The sequence below is a fragment of the Collinsella sp. TF05-9AC genome (assembly GCF_003438495.1).
Lineage (GTDB): Bacteria > Actinomycetota > Coriobacteriia > Coriobacteriales > Coriobacteriaceae > Collinsella.
Map to the genome: position 1 here is coordinate 14,283 of NZ_QSSH01000016.1, position 13,625 is coordinate 27,907.

Sequence of the window (13,625 nt, forward strand, 5' to 3'; positions counted from 1 at the left end):
GCCAAAACAAACCTGTCCCTTTTTGGCAGGTGCGCTGCGGGAAATCCCGCTACAGTCCTAGGCTTTGTCCGGTGGCGGCACACGTGAGCTCGCCGTGCTTAACGCCGCGCAGCCCCAGCAGGCGGTCGGCCAGCTCGTAGACGCGCTCGCCGCGACCCTTGAGCGCCAGAATCTCCAAGCAGTTGTGGTGATCCAGATGCACATGCATGGTTGAGACGATCTCGTCGGTGTAGTCGTGCTGTACCTCGTCCAGGCGGCGCGTCAGATCGCCGGTATGGTGGTCATAGATCATGGTGAGTGAACCGATGACCTGCTCGTCGGGCGTGCGCATCTGCTCCTTCGCGATCGAGGCGCGAATCAGGTCGCGTACGGCCTCGGAGCGGTTGGCCACGTCACCGCGGCGTGCGATCTGCTCGTCAAAGCGGCGCAGCAGATCGTCGGGCGCGGTCACCGAAAAGCGGACCAGCTCGGAGCTGGAGCCGGTGCAACGGCAGCTCGCCTGGTCGGCCGGACCGTGCGGATGCTCGTGCTTGTGGTCGCAGCCGTGCTCGTGCTCGTGCTCGTGCTCGGTCACGCTACACCAGCTTCACGGAGCCGACGGAGTTATGGTCGGCCTCGATGGCGTCCTCGTAGCCCTCGAGCGCGTCATGCGCCTCGTGCAGCGCAGCCATGGCGGCCTCGAGCTTGGCGCCAATACGCTCCATGTCAAAGTTCTCGGTCGCATGCAGCAGCTGATGGCTCCACTCGTGAGCGAGCTCGATGGTGTCGTCGACCTGCTTGACGCTCATGGCAAGCTGGCTCATGTTCATTCCAACATCATGCATGGAAAATCTCCTTTTGTATGGGGCAGTTCAGTGGTTCAGATTTTACTACGCCCGCTCTGTGCGCAGCTGCATAAGAAAACGGGTGCGAGTCTGTGTGACTCGCACCCGTTCACTGGGGGCTGTTTGTAACTACCATACTATCCGTGGTCGTCCGCGCCGCGCCCGGCAGTCCGGCGAGCGGTGCAAAAGCGCTCATGGACGGCGGGTAAGTAACAAGCGTATTACAGATGCTTCTCCAGCAGCGCCTGCAGCCTCGCCTTGGGCAGAGCGCCAACCGAGCGGTCAATCTCCTCGCCGTTCTTAAACACAATCAGCGTGGGGATGCTCATGACGCCATACTTCATGGCCAGGTCCTGGTTGTCGTCGACGTTGCATTTGGCGACGGCAAGCTTGCCCGCCAGCTCATCGGCAACCTCGTCAACGATGGGCGACAGCGAACGGCAGGGCCCACACCAGGGAGCCCAAAAATCGACCAGCACGGGAAGGCTGCCGTTGACGGTGGCGTCGAAGTTCTCGGGGGTAATCTGCTTAATGTCAGCCATGGTGACCTCCATAATGTGACGCGGCTCAGCCGCGTAAAACTCAGTACGACCGTGCTTATACCCAGCCGCCCGCAAAGCAACCACTCGCAGGCGGCTCTTTTATATAATGGTGGGCACGCAAACGATTGGAGAGCGCATGTCCACGTCACAAAGCCAGAAAAAAGAAGCCATCGCCCAGGCGGCCGAGCAGGAGCTCACATCGCTTGCGGTTCGTGGCGTGCGTATCGCGGGCAACGCGTGCTCGCCGATCGTGCTGGTCAAAGGCGATTTGGACGAGGCCGAGCGTTCGGGTGGCGAGCTTGCCGCCGGCCCGGATGGCGCGGCGTTGCGCAAGGCGCTTGGGGCCATCGGCTACGCGCCCGAGGATTTTTGCGTGCTGGCAAGCGTCGCCGGCGTGGGTGACGGAGCGGTCGCGGTGGGCGAGACTCTGCCGTGCGAGCTGTTCCGTGAGGCGCTTGAGGCTTTGGACCCCGAGGCGGTTCTGCTGCTGGACGATCGCGCGGCCGATACCATGCGCGAGACCTATGCCGACATGCTTGTGGCAATCGACGACTTCGATACCGCTATGCTCAAGCCCGGCCTGGTCGCCCATGTGCAGGGCCGCCGCGTGCTCGCGCTCGACGGCTTTGAGGCGGCACTCACCGACAAGGCCGCTAAGCAGCGCATGTGGGCCTACATCAAGCAGCTGACTCCGGCGGTCGCTCCGCTGTAGCGGATTGGCGCCGGCGAGCGATTGCCTGGCGGGCAAGGCACGCCTCGAGATCGGCGCCGCACTTCTACATCACAGCGCGCAGCTCAAACCGATCGCCGTTAATGCGGAACTGGCAGTTGCCGTTCATGCGTTCGACGGCAAGCTTAATGCTCTTGGTTCCAAAGCCGTGTCCGGTGTGCCCGGCTACGGGCATGCCGTCGACCATGCGCGGCGTGCGGTCAAACGTGTTGGAAACTAACAGCAGCAGCTGGCCGTCCTCTAATCGCAGGTCAAAGTCGACGAATCGCTTTCCTTGGGGTGCGGCGCTTGCGGCGGTGATAGCGTTTTCCAAGGCATTTGAGAGCACGCTAAACAGGTCGGCGTCACCTACGTGGATGGTTTCGGGTACGGCGGCGCGCAGGTTGGCGGTAATGCCGTTTCTATTGATATCCGAGTTAAATGACGAAAGCGCGATGTTTACGGTCTCGTTGGCGCAGAAGCGGCGTACGGCGGTGCGGTCGCCGGCTTCGCAGAGTTCGTCGATGCGATCGAGCGCCTCGTCGGTGTGGCCCTCCTCAATTAAAGCGGCCAGGCCGCGTAGGAAGTGGCGCATGTCGTGGCGCAGAATCGACAGCTCGCGCCCAGATTGACGCCAAGCCTCGAGCTCTTTGATGGCGGCGCTGTCGCGGGTTTCGAGCATCCAGCGCTCTCGCTCGGCGGTTTCCTTTTCTTCGTATTCGCGCAGGTAAACGGCAAGAAACATAAGATAGAAGGCACAGAGCGCAAATGCCAAAAACTCAACCGTCACCACCGAGCCCGAGTGGAACAGCGTGGTGTAGACGTTGGTGGCATAGTCAAAGACGTAATAGACGAGCGGCAGGATTAAAAGGATGCCCAGCTCGGTGGTGCTTTTAATCGCCAAGCGCGGACCGATGTCGCCGGCCCAATGCAACAGGACGGCAAAGACGGCGAGTGTGGTCGCGATGCGCGCCAGATAGTACGCGATCTGAGAATCGGTTGCGGCAAATGCGGCGATGCCCATCCAATTGCTGAACTGGCAGCTCAGATAGGCACTCGTAATGCCGAGCACGGCAAGCAGCGGGCTCAGGCGGTAGCGCGCGCACAAATAGATGACGAGCGGCAAATGCACGACGAGCGGATATACCTGGCGGGCGAAAAGCTCGCCGCCGACGGCATTGGCGATCGAAAAGGCAGCGCCGGTCACGACGCTGACCAGCACCAGTTCAAGCGCATGACGCCGGTTGATCTCGACACCGCACAGCGCCGCCGAGGCAAAGACGCCAAAGAGCAGCGTCGTGGCGTGGTGGATTGCCCAAAGGATCATTTCGACCGAGGAGACCATCAGCGCCTCCCGCCCTCAAAGCGCACCGCAAAGTAGGCGTCTTGGAATCCCTGCTTGCAGCTGCGCGAAAGCGGGATGCACGCGCCCGAGCGCATGACGATGTCCGTGCGGTCAAAGTGATCGATATTGCGCAGGTTGACCTGGTAGCTGCGGTGGCATTTAAAGAAGACCGCGTTTTGCTCCAAGCGGTCCTCGACGCTGCGGAACGACTCGAGTGCCTCGATATCGCGTCCGTCGCGCAGGTGGAAGACCACGTGCTTGTTGCGCGCCTCGGCATATTCGATGTCGGACAGGCGCAAGGCGTGGTAGCCAAAGGAAGTTTTGATCACGAGCTCGTCGGTTGCCGCCGGGCGCATGCTCGAAAGCTCGTCGAGTAATCGCGCCAGGCGTTCGTAAGTCACGGGTTTGAGCAGATAGTCGAAGGCGCGGACCTCGTAGGATTCCAGCGCGAACTCGGGCGACGAGGTGAGGAACACCAGGCGCACGGCGGTGTCGGCCTGGCGCAGTTCGCGTGCGGTGTCCATGCCGTTGACGAGCGGCATGATCATGTCGAGCAGAATGATGTCGGCGCGCGATGCGGCATGGCGGGCCAGCAGGTCCTCGCCGCGCGTGACGAGCGCAACATCGACCGCCGTGCCCGTCTCGGTCGACCAACGGTCGATCATCCGGTGCAGTCTATCTAGAAAAGCGACATCATCGTCGCAGGCAATAATCTTGAGCATTCGGCCCCCTTAAGTAGTTCGATTTTGCCACATCGGGCACGCGCCGCTTGCGGGGGTGCGGTCCGTTTGCGCCCCACGGCGTGCAGCTCGCGCCAAGCGGTGTTGCGGTGGCGAAAGATGCCTCCTGCGCCATCGAGAGCTCAGCTATCCTCAGCTTGCCAGTTCGAAAATGGACCCGACCCAAGATTGAATCTTTATTTCAACTTTACACCTAGGTTTACAGCTGTCTTGTCAGCTGTAAACCTAGGTGTCATACTAAAGCCCCAAGATTCGCCAAAAGAGAGGGGCCTTGATGGCACAGAGCGCGAACATGGATGCGTCGGAGCTTGCACGCGATATCGCGGCCGGCCTAGCATCGGCAACGACGGCAACGGAGCGCGCGGCACTGGTGCCCGCAGAGCTCGTCGAGGCCATTCAGCAGCTAAAAACCCAACGTGACGCGGTGATCCTGGCGCACTATTACGTGGCGCCCGAGGTGCAGGCCGTGGCTGATTACGTCGGCGACAGCTTCTACCTGGCAAAGCTCGCCAAGAGCCTGCCGCAGCAGACTATCGTGCTGTGCGGCGTGGAGTTTATGGGCGAGAGCGCCAAGCTGCTCAATCCCACTAAGACCGTGCTGCTGCCCGAGCCGGGCGCGGACTGTCCCATGGCTCATATGGTCAAGCGCGAGACGGTCGACGCTGCCCGCGCCGAGTACGGCGACGACCTGGCCGTGGTGTGCTACGTCAACTCCACGGTCGAGATCAAGAGCTGGAGCGACGTGTGCGTTACCAGCTCTAACGCCGTCAAGATTGTCTCCGAGCTGCCGCAGCAGCACATCTTGTTCATTCCCGACCAAAACCTGGGCCGCTTTGTGGCCGAGCAGGTGCCCCAAAAGCACGTCATCCTCAACAACGGCTACTGCCCGCGCCACCACATCATCACCGTCGAGCAGATCGTTGACGCGACGGAGGCCCACCCCGACGCGCTCGTGCTGGCGCATCCCGAGTGCAAGGCCGACGTTCTGGCCGAGGCCGACTACATCGGCTCCACCGCCGGCATCATCAAGTATGCCGAGGAGTCCGACGCGAGCGAGTTCATTATCGTGACGGTCCGCGGCGTGCTCTACGAGCTCGAGCGCCGCTGCCAGGGCACCGGCAAGAAGTTCTATTTCCCCGCGGTGCAGCCCACCTGCGTCAACATGGACCTCATCACGCTCGAAAAGCTCGTGCGCTGCCTGGAGACGGGCGAGGGCGAGGTGCAGATCGGCGTGTCGGACGAGGCTGCCGACCAGGCCAAACTCACGCTCGACCGCATGCTCGAGTACGCGGCGCGTTAGAACGATGTGACATGAGGGGCAGTCCCTTATGCCACATTACAAGGGAGAGGATTCCTGTGGAAACCAAACAATACCCCGACATGGAGTGCGACGTCGTTATTGCCGGCTGCGGCGTAGCTGGCTTGTACGCGGCTCTCAATCTGCCGACGAGCACGCGCGTGATCATGCTCTCCAAGGGCGCTGTCGACGAGTGCGATTCGATGCTCGCGCAGGGCGGCATCTGCGTGTTGCCCGAGGGCTCGGACTACGATGCCTTCTTTGAGGACACCATGCACGCCGGCCACTACGAGAACCGCCGCGAGAGCGTCGACATCATGATTCGCTCGAGCCGCTCGGTCATCAACGACCTGCTAGCGATGGGCGTGGACTTTGAGCGCAAGGCCGACGGCAGCCTCGACTTTACCCGCGAGGGTGCGCACAGCCGCCCCCGCATTGCCTTCCATGCCGACATTACGGGCAAGGAGATCACGACCAAGCTGCTCCAAGCCGTTCGCAAGCTGGATAACGTGCAGATTTTGGAGCACGTGGCCATGACCGACATCCTGACGGCCGTGCGCGATGGGGCCACGGTGTGTGCCGGTGTCGTCGTCGTTTCCGTGGACGAGGACAACTCGGTTCGTCCCGCCGACGAACTGGCAAATGCCGCCGAGGGCGTGCATGCCGGCGAGCCGTTTAAGATCCATGCCCGCCACACGCTGTGGGCGACGGGCGGCATCGGGGGCGTATACGACCACTCGACCAACTACCCGCAGCTCACGGGTGACGCCTGCTACATCGCTCAGGAGCATGGCATTAAGATGGAGCACCTGGACTACGTGCAGATTCACCCCACGGGACTGTTCTCGCCGCAGCCGGGCCGCACCTTCCTGATCAGCGAGAGCTGCCGCGGCGAGGGCGCGATTTTGCTCAACGCCGCCGGCGAGCGCTTTACCGACGAGCTTCAGCCGCGCGATGTGGTCGCTGCCGCCATTCGCGAGCAGATGAAGCAGGATGGCACCGAGCACGAGTGGCTGAGTTTTGCCCCCGTCGAGCGCGATGTGGTGACCGGGCACTTTGCCAACATTCGCGCGCGCTGCCTGGAGGACGGCCGCGACATCTTGGACGAGCCCATCCCCGTTACGCCCACGCAGCACTACTTTATGGGCGGCGTATGGGTCGATAAGGACGGCCGCACCTCGATGCCCGAGCTCTACGCCGCGGGCGAGACGGCCTGTAACGGCGTTCACGGCAAGAATCGCCTGGCTTCCAACAGTCTGCTCGAGTCCCTAGTCTGGGGTCGTCGCGCCGCGTGGTACATGCGTACCGGCGAGTCGCTGGCCGTGGAGCAGGCGGGCGATCCCGCGCTCGATGGCCGTCATCGCGCCCTGAGCGCCGATGCCCTGGCAATCGATGATTTGGCCCGTGCCGCCGGCACGCAGGCCGTGGAGGAGTAGACCATGAATCCCATTACCATGAAGCTCGTCGTCGATGATCTGATTCTGCAGGCTCTGCGCGAGGACATTACGTTTGAGGACGTGAGCACGGCGAGCGTTTGCCCCACGGCACGTCCCGCCACGGTGGAGCTCATCGCCAAAGCCGATGGCATCATCGCAGGCTTGGACGTGTTCGCTCGCACCTTTGAGCTGCTGGATTCGCAGAGCGCGGTGCTGTTTGATGTTGCCGATGGTGACGAGGTGCACGCTGGCGACCATGTGGGCCAGGTGCGCGGCGATGCACGCGTGTTGCTTTCGGGCGAGCGTGTGGCGCTCAACTACCTGCAGCGCATGAGCGGCATCGCCACCTACACACACAACATGGCAGCGGCGCTCGAGGGTACCAAGACCGTGCTTGTCGACACGCGCAAGACCACGCCGGGCATGCGCGTCTTCGAGAAGGCCGCAGTCGAGATCGGCGGCGGCAGCAATCACCGTTACAACCTGTCGACGGCCGTTATGCTCAAGGACAACCACATCGACGCCGCCGGTGGCGTGACGCGTGCGATCGAGATGGCGCGCGCCCATGCATCGTTTACCACGACGGTCGAGATCGAGTGCGAGAACCTGGACATGGTGCGCGAGGCCGTGGAGGCCGGCGCCGACATCATCATGTTCGACAACATGACCCACGACGACATGGCCGCCGCTATCGAGCTTATCGCCGGTCTCGCCAAGACCGAGTGCTCGGGCAATGTGGACGCCAGCAATATCCGCGCGCTTGCCGACCTGGGCGTTGACTTTATCAGCTCGGGGGCGCTGACGCATTCTGCGCCGATCCTCGACCTCTCGCTCAAGCACCTGCGTCTGCTGGACGGTAAATAATGGACGCCCGCGAGCGTCGCCGTGCCATCATGGCCGTGCTCGAGAGCGCCAAAGATCCTGTCTCGGGCAGTGCGCTTGCCCGCGAGGTGGGCGTGAGCCGTCAGGTCGTGGTGCAGGACATCGCCCTGCTGCGCGCCGACGGGCACGATATCGTCGCCACCAATCGCGGCTATGTACTACAGGAGGCGGCGAGCAGCCCGGCTGTGCCCACGCGTCTGGTCAAGGTTCGCCACGGCGTGGAGCAAGCGGGCGATGAGCTCACGAGCATCGTCGACGCGGGCGGCGCCGTGCTCAACGTGATCGTCAATCACCGCGTGTACGGCAAGATCACGGCCGACCTGGACATCCGCAATCGTCGCGATGTTGAGCGCTACCTGCACGATATCGAGAGCGGCAAGAGCTTTCCGCTGCTGACGGTAACCAGCGGCTATCACTTCCACCGCATTGCGGCAGAAGACGAGCAAACCCTCGACGAGATCGAGGCCATGCTCAAAGAGAAAGGCTACCTGGCAGATCTGATGCCCTACGAAGATGACCTGTCCTAGTAACGACGAATGCAAAAGGAGGCCTCCGCGGCGATGCGGGGGCCTCCTTTTTGTGCACGGTGTACTTGTGAGTGTGCAAGTGGGGGAGTTGTTACTCCTCGACGATCTCGGTGATCGCGCCGGCGGGGCAAGCGTCCTGGCAAGCGCCACAGGCGACGCAGGAATCCTCGTCAGCGACGGTAGCGACGTCCTGGAGCTCCAGAACGCCAGCGGGGCAGGAGTCGACGCAAACGCCACAAGCGATGCACTCGTCGGCATCAATTACGGGATGAGCCATGGTAGTTTCCTCTCTGTTGACCGACGCTACAGGCGATGCGCGCCGGTTTGATTCGGGCAAAAACATACCACGGGAGCGACCGTTTGCAATACCCTCTGACCGGCATCTTCATACCGTTCGCCGAGTATGCCACGGCTTACTAAAAAACATGCAGGTGAGGCCGTTGAGCTGCGCAAATGTTAGCTACAGGTGACTTGAAATATAGGGCGATTGAGCGTGCTTGCGGAAACCGCATCCCGTAATCCACGTCCAAAACGGGACACAGTTTCAGGCTCGCGCCTCAGCCATCTCTACATAGATCTCAATAGATCTGCCGAGAACTTAAACAGCGCATCTACCTGCGCATTTAAGAACCTAAACTCTCAGCAATAAGAAATCTTATATGAATTGACTTAGATTTTGTATATTCCGGCCCATAAGGGGATACACTACATCCTGAAAGACAAGCCGAAACACCGCTCGGCAGACCGCCGAGTCGGTGCAAACGCACAAGAGAGAGGGAATTTCTAATGGGCAAGATTCTTGGTATCGACCTTGGTACTACTAACTCCGCTATGGCCGTTCTCGAGGGCGGTTCTCCGACCATTATCGTGAACGCCGAGGGCGACCGCACCACCCCGTCCGTCGTGGGCTTCCGTGCCGACGGCGACCGCGTCGTGGGTAAGGCCGCTAAGAACCAGGCTGTCACCAACCCCAAGAACACCGTGTTCTCCATTAAGCGCTTCATGGGCCGCAAGTACTCCGAGTGCACCTCTGAGATCAAGACCGTGCCGTATGAGGTCAAGGAGGGTCAGGGTGGCCGTGCCGTCGTCGACATCGAGGGCAAGGATTACACCGCCGAGCAGGTGAGCGCCATGACGCTCGCAAAGATGAAGGCCGACGCCGAGAAGTATCTGGGCGAGACCGTCACCGACGCCGTCATCACCGTCCCGGCCTACTTCAACGACGCCCAGCGTCAGGCCACCAAGGACGCCGGTAAGATCGCCGGCCTCAACGTCAAGCGTATCGTCAACGAGCCGACCGCTGCTGCTCTTGCCTATGGCCTGGACAAGCAGGGCACCGACCAGCGCATCCTGGTCTTCGACCTGGGCGGCGGCACCTTCGACGTCTCCATCCTCGACCTCGCCGACGGCGTGTTTGAGGTTCTGTCCACCTCGGGCGACAACCACCTGGGCGGCGACGACTGGGATCAGCGCGTCATCGACTGGATGGCCGATAAGTTCCAGCAGGAGAACGGTGTCGACCTGCGTCAGGACCCCATGGCCCTGCAGCGTCTGAAGGAGGCCGCCGAGAACGCCAAGAAGGAGCTCTCCGCCGCCCAGCAGACCACCATCAACCTGCCGTTCATTACCATGAACCAGTCCGGCCCGCTGCACCTCAACTACACGCTGACTCGCGCCGAGTTCGAGAAGATCACCCGCGACCTGCTCGAGCGCTGCAAGCAGCCTGTCACCAACGCCCTGCGCGACGCCAAGCTTAAGCTCTCCGATCTGACCGAGGTCATCCTCGTCGGCGGCTCCACCCGTATGCCCGCTGTCCAGGAGCTCGTCAAGACCATGACCGGCAAGCAGCCCAACATGTCCGTGAACCCCGACGAGGTCGTTGCCGACGGCGCTGCCGTCCAGGGCGGCGTGCTCACCGGCGACGTCGAGGGCATCCTGCTGCTCGACGTTACCCCGCTGTCGCTGGGTGTCGAGACCATGGGCGGCATCATGACCAAGATGATCGACCGCAACACCACGATCCCGACCTCCAAGACCGAGGTCTACTCCACCGCTGCCGACAACCAGACCAGCGTCGAGATCAACGTGCTCCAGGGCGAGCGCGAGCTTGCCCGCGACAACAAGTCGCTCGGTAAGTTCCAGCTGACCGGCATCCCGGCTGCCCGCCGCGGCGTGCCGCAGATCGAGGTCACCTTCGACATTGACGCCAACGGCATCGTCAAGGTCTCCGCTAAGGACAAGGGCACCGGCAAGGAGCAGCAGATCACCATCTCCGGCTCCACCGCGCTTTCCGACGACGAAGTCGATCGCATGGTCAAGGACGCCGAGGCTCATGCCGAGGAGGACAAGAAGCAGAAGGAAGAGGTCGAGGTCCGCAACCAGACCGACAGCCTGTGCTACTCCACCGAGCAGACCCTCAACGAGCTGGGCGACAAGGTTTCCGCCGACGTGAAGTCCAAGGCCGAGGCCGCTATCGCCGACGCCAAGAAGGCGCTCGAGGGCTCTGACGTCGAGGCCATCAAGGCCGCCGGCGAGTCCCTGCAGTCCGTGGCCTACGAGCTGGCCCAGGTTGTCTACGCCGACGCTCAGCAGCAGACCGACGGTGCCGCCGGCGCCCAGCCTGCCGACGATGACGTCGTCGACGCCGACTACGAGGTTGTGGACGACGAGGACAAGTAATCATGTCCGCCCGTAAAGCTCGCACGGAGGCGGCCGCCGTTGGTGCCGCCCCCGTTGACTCTGAGGAGAAGGACGTGAAGATTCCCGTAGAGGCCGCAGACGTTACCGAGGCCAACGAGGCCCCGGCCGCCGAGGCTGCCGAGAACCAAGTAGAGGATTCCAACAAGGAGGCGACGATGACCGAGGACGAGATGGTGGAAGCCGCTATCCGCGCCGGTGAGGAAGCCGCCGACAACGACTTTAAGCTCAAGTTCGAGCAGGCTCAGAAAGAGCTTGCCGACGTGCGCAACGAGCTCGATGCTGCGGCAGAGGCTCAGAAGGCCGCCGAGGACAAGGCAAAGGACGCCACCGAGCGCACCGCCCGTCTGCAGGCCGACTGGGAGAACTTCCGTCGCCGCACCGCCAATGAGCGTATCGCCGAGCGCGAGCGCGCGACCGAGAAGCTCGTCACCGCGCTGCTGCCGGTGGTCGACGATATCGAGCGTGCGATCGACCATGCCCGCAGCCAGGAGCTTGCCGACGACTTTAAGCAGTTCGTCGACGGTGTCGACGCGGTACATGCCAAGCTGCTCGATGTGTTTGCGCACGAGGGCGTTGAGCCCATCGACCCCAAGGGCGAGGCGTTCGATCCGCTCGAGCACCAAGCCGTGGGTCGCGTCGAGGACGCGTCGCAGTACGATGAGACCGTCAACGACGTGTACCAGAAGGGCTACCGCATGGCGGATCGCATCCTGCGTTCCGCGATGGTGACGGTGACCTACGGCGGCGAGAAACGCCCCGCACCGGAGCCCGAAGCGGCGCCCGAGGATGCTGCGGCCGATACGGCCGAGAGCACCGAGGAGTAATTGAGAAGGGCCCCGGGGCAACACCCGGGGCCCTTTCTGGCCTAGTGCCATATGAAAGCATGAGCCGCCGCCCGCTGGGCGGCGGATGAAACAGGAGAGGAGCTACGATGGCTGCAGGCAAAACCTTCTATGACATCCTGGGCGTATCCAAGAGCGCCTCCGACAAAGAGATCAAGAGCGCGTTTCGCAAGCTCGCGCAAAAATATCACCCCGATGCCGGCGGCGACGAGGCCAAGTTCAAGGAGATCAGCGAGGCCTACGAGACGCTTTCGGACGAGAAGAAGCGCAAAGAGTACGACCAGATGCTCATGTTTGGCGGCATGCCGGGCGCGGGCGGCGCGTATGGCGGCGGCTACGGTGCCGGCGCGGGTGCCAGCGGCTGGGGCGACATCTTCGACAGCATCTTTAGCGGCAACGGCGCCTGGGGCAGCGATTGGGGCTCGGGCTTTGCCGGGGCTGCGGGCGCTGCCGGTGCCGGCGCGGGTCGCAGCCGTGCTCGCAAGGGCGGCGACCTGTCGCTGACCGTCGATGTGACGGCCGAGGACGCGTTTCGCGGCGTGACGCACAAGGTCACCTATCGCATTCCCTCGACAGGCGAGCAGCAGACCATTACGGTCTCGGTGCCCGCGGGCGCGGTCGACGGCGGCAAGCTACGCTACAAGCGTCGCGGCGAGTATGGCGTTGCCGGCGGCGAGCGCGGCGACCTGGTCGTGACCACGCATGTGGAGGAGCACCCGCTGTTTAAGCGCAAGGGTGCCGATGTGACCATGGAGGTGCCGATCTCGGTCTACGAGGCGGCGCTCGGCTGCACGGTTGATGTGCCCACGCCCGGCGGCGCGACGGTTCGTCTGAAGGTGCCCGCTGGCACCCAGACGGGCAAGAAGTTCCGCTTTAAGGAGATGGGTGCGCCCGACGTTAAGCACCGTGGCCGCACAGGCGCGCTGCTCGTCGAAATCAAGGTACAGGTCCCCACGAACCTGTCCGATGACGAGCGCGATGCTATGACCAAGCTGCGCGAGGCCGACACGCGCGATTATCGCGAGAAGGTCAACCGTTACAAGGCGACGTACTAGGGCGGTCGTGGCGCACACCCGCGCCCGCGGGCTTATGATGGACGATAACGAGACGGAAAGGGGTCAGGTAGCATGGCCGAGGACAATAGGAATAAACCGCTGTACATGATCAGCGTGGCGGCCGAGTTGACCGGCATGCATCCGCAGACTCTGCGCGTCTACGAGTCCAAGGGCCTGGTGAACCCCCAGCGCTCGGGCGGCAACACGCGTCTGTATTCGCGTGCCGATATCGAGCGCCTGGAGCTCATCAACCAGCTGACCGACGAGGGCATCAACCTTGCCGGCGTGGTGCGCATCCTCGATATGAAGGAGCGTGCCGAGGAGCGCGAGCGCGAGAACGAAAAGCTCCGCGCCCGCGTGCGCCAGCTCGAGGACGAGCTGCACGAGTACAAGATGCAGAAGAAGATCACCGCCCTGGCCCCGCGCGACGGCTCAGTCAACCCCGAGCAAGTCATGCGCAAGCTTTTGGGCGCGGGAACCGATCTTTAGTTACGGCGGCTCTACGACGCAAATCCTAACAATATGAGAGTGGATAATCTCCCACTTTTGGTCCGCTTGAGGGCTAGAAACGGGAGGTTATCCACTCCCATTTTTGGCTGGCACTTGGGGACGTTCCTTCTGTGCCGGCACTTTGGAACACTCCTTGCGCCAATATCGCCCTGTGCTTTACTGAGATAAAGTGAACGCCGAGATTCGTAACCCGCTGGCAACCGTTCTATGGCACGA

Annotated in this window: 15 protein-coding genes; 9 read left to right on the forward strand and 6 right to left on the reverse strand. The window is 62.4% G+C overall.

The annotated features are described in order from the left end of the window. Window positions 1–49 precede the first annotated feature (49 nt). From nikR to trxA, 3 genes are all read right to left on the reverse strand, one after another. Window positions 50–574 (reverse strand): nickel-responsive transcriptional regulator NikR, encoded by a 525-nt coding sequence (nikR, locus tag DXC52_RS05780; RefSeq protein ID WP_199409474.1) that lies wholly within the window; start codon window positions 572–574, stop codon window positions 50–52. Window position 575: 1 nt separating this feature from the next. Continuing rightward, the gene (locus DXC52_RS05785) at window positions 576–824 is read right to left on the reverse strand and encodes a hypothetical protein (protein ID WP_117746515.1); all 249 of its coding nucleotides are present in this window, start codon (window positions 822–824) and stop codon (window positions 576–578) included. 221 nt (window positions 825–1,045) lie between these two features. Beyond that, entirely contained in the window at window positions 1,046–1,366 is a 321-nt protein-coding gene (gene trxA / locus DXC52_RS05790; RefSeq protein WP_117746516.1) for a thioredoxin, read from the reverse strand. Window positions 1,367–1,502: 136 nt separating this feature from the next. Between trxA and DXC52_RS05795 the strand changes: the two genes are divergently transcribed. Beyond that, window positions 1,503–2,078 (forward strand): hypothetical protein, encoded by a 576-nt coding sequence (locus tag DXC52_RS05795; RefSeq protein WP_117746517.1) that lies wholly within the window; start codon window positions 1,503–1,505, stop codon window positions 2,076–2,078. 64 nt (window positions 2,079–2,142) lie between these two features. Here DXC52_RS05795 and DXC52_RS05800 read toward each other — a convergent pair whose 3' ends face one another. Together DXC52_RS05800 and DXC52_RS05805 are read right to left on the reverse strand one after the other, a co-directional pair. Continuing rightward, window positions 2,143–3,420, reverse strand: coding sequence for a GHKL domain-containing protein (locus DXC52_RS05800; RefSeq protein WP_117746518.1), 1,278 nt, complete (start codon window positions 3,418–3,420; stop codon window positions 2,143–2,145). After that, window positions 3,420–4,142, reverse strand: a complete 723-nt coding sequence (locus tag DXC52_RS05805; protein ID WP_117746519.1) for a LytTR family DNA-binding domain-containing protein — start codon at window positions 4,140–4,142, stop codon at window positions 3,420–3,422. Before DXC52_RS05805 ends, DXC52_RS05800 begins: the two co-directional genes overlap by 1 nt. 292 nt (window positions 4,143–4,434) lie before the next feature. Between DXC52_RS05805 and nadA the strand changes: the two genes are divergently transcribed. Genes nadA through DXC52_RS05825 form a run of 4 tightly spaced genes read left to right on the forward strand, consistent with a single transcriptional unit; the run spans window position 4,435 to window position 8,302 of the window. Beyond that, window positions 4,435–5,460, forward strand: a complete 1,026-nt coding sequence (nadA, locus tag DXC52_RS05810; RefSeq protein ID WP_117583639.1) for a quinolinate synthase NadA — start codon at window positions 4,435–4,437, stop codon at window positions 5,458–5,460. A 56-nt stretch (window positions 5,461–5,516) separates the two neighbouring features. Further along, window positions 5,517–6,893 (forward strand): L-aspartate oxidase, encoded by a 1,377-nt coding sequence (locus tag DXC52_RS05815; protein ID WP_233504876.1) that lies wholly within the window; start codon window positions 5,517–5,519, stop codon window positions 6,891–6,893. A 3-nt stretch (window positions 6,894–6,896) separates the two neighbouring features. Then, a complete protein-coding gene (nadC, locus tag DXC52_RS05820) occupies window positions 6,897–7,757 on the forward strand; it encodes a carboxylating nicotinate-nucleotide diphosphorylase (RefSeq protein ID WP_117746520.1) in 861 nt (286 codons plus the stop codon). Next, the gene (locus DXC52_RS05825) at window positions 7,757–8,302 is read left to right on the forward strand and encodes a transcription repressor NadR (protein ID WP_117746521.1); all 546 of its coding nucleotides are present in this window, start codon (window positions 7,757–7,759) and stop codon (window positions 8,300–8,302) included. Before nadC ends, DXC52_RS05825 begins: the two co-directional genes overlap by 1 nt. Before the next feature lie 91 nt (window positions 8,303–8,393). Here DXC52_RS05825 and DXC52_RS05830 read toward each other — a convergent pair whose 3' ends face one another. Continuing rightward, window positions 8,394–8,579, reverse strand: coding sequence for a DUF362 domain-containing protein (locus tag DXC52_RS05830; RefSeq protein ID WP_006235216.1), 186 nt, complete (start codon window positions 8,577–8,579; stop codon window positions 8,394–8,396). Between the two features lie 509 nt (window positions 8,580–9,088). Between DXC52_RS05830 and dnaK the strand changes: the two genes are divergently transcribed. From dnaK to DXC52_RS05850, 4 genes are all read left to right on the forward strand, one after another. Next, entirely contained in the window at window positions 9,089–10,981 is a 1,893-nt protein-coding gene (dnaK, locus tag DXC52_RS05835; protein WP_006235214.1) for a molecular chaperone DnaK, read from the forward strand. Window positions 10,982–10,983: 2 nt separating this feature from the next. After that, on the forward strand, window positions 10,984–11,826 hold the full coding sequence (locus tag DXC52_RS05840; RefSeq protein WP_117746522.1) for a nucleotide exchange factor GrpE: 843 nt from the start codon (window positions 10,984–10,986) through the stop codon (window positions 11,824–11,826). 107 nt (window positions 11,827–11,933) lie between these two features. Continuing rightward, a complete protein-coding gene (locus tag DXC52_RS05845) occupies window positions 11,934–12,899 on the forward strand; it encodes a DnaJ C-terminal domain-containing protein (RefSeq protein ID WP_035136622.1) in 966 nt (321 codons plus the stop codon). A 72-nt stretch (window positions 12,900–12,971) separates the two neighbouring features. Further along, entirely contained in the window at window positions 12,972–13,388 is a 417-nt protein-coding gene (locus DXC52_RS05850) for a heat shock protein transcriptional repressor HspR (RefSeq protein WP_117746523.1), read from the forward strand. Window positions 13,389–13,625 lie beyond the last annotated feature (237 nt).

Excerpts from the sequence above, each read along its gene's own strand:
- nadC (WP_117746520.1), top strand. The coding sequence starts at position 6,897 with ATGAATCCCATTACCATGAAGCTCGTCGTCGATGATCTGATTCTGCAG.
- DXC52_RS05800 (WP_117746518.1), bottom strand. The coding sequence starts at position 3,420 with ATGGTCTCCTCGGTCGAAATGATCCTTTGGGCAATCCACCACGCCACG.
- DXC52_RS05795 (WP_117746517.1), top strand. The coding sequence starts at position 1,503 with ATGTCCACGTCACAAAGCCAGAAAAAAGAAGCCATCGCCCAGGCGGCC.
- DXC52_RS05785 (WP_117746515.1), bottom strand. The coding sequence starts at position 824 with ATGCATGATGTTGGAATGAACATGAGCCAGCTTGCCATGAGCGTCAAG.
- DXC52_RS05845 (WP_035136622.1), top strand. The coding sequence starts at position 11,934 with ATGGCTGCAGGCAAAACCTTCTATGACATCCTGGGCGTATCCAAGAGC.
- trxA (WP_117746516.1), bottom strand. The coding sequence starts at position 1,366 with ATGGCTGACATTAAGCAGATTACCCCCGAGAACTTCGACGCCACCGTC.
- dnaK (WP_006235214.1), top strand. The coding sequence starts at position 9,089 with ATGGGCAAGATTCTTGGTATCGACCTTGGTACTACTAACTCCGCTATG.
- DXC52_RS05825 (WP_117746521.1), top strand. The coding sequence starts at position 7,757 with ATGGACGCCCGCGAGCGTCGCCGTGCCATCATGGCCGTGCTCGAGAGC.
- DXC52_RS05850 (WP_117746523.1), top strand. The coding sequence starts at position 12,972 with ATGGCCGAGGACAATAGGAATAAACCGCTGTACATGATCAGCGTGGCG.
- DXC52_RS05830 (WP_006235216.1), bottom strand. The coding sequence starts at position 8,579 with ATGGCTCATCCCGTAATTGATGCCGACGAGTGCATCGCTTGTGGCGTT.
- DXC52_RS05805 (WP_117746519.1), bottom strand. The coding sequence starts at position 4,142 with ATGCTCAAGATTATTGCCTGCGACGATGATGTCGCTTTTCTAGATAGA.
- DXC52_RS05840 (WP_117746522.1), top strand. The coding sequence starts at position 10,984 with ATGTCCGCCCGTAAAGCTCGCACGGAGGCGGCCGCCGTTGGTGCCGCC.
- nadA (WP_117583639.1), top strand. The coding sequence starts at position 4,435 with ATGGCACAGAGCGCGAACATGGATGCGTCGGAGCTTGCACGCGATATC.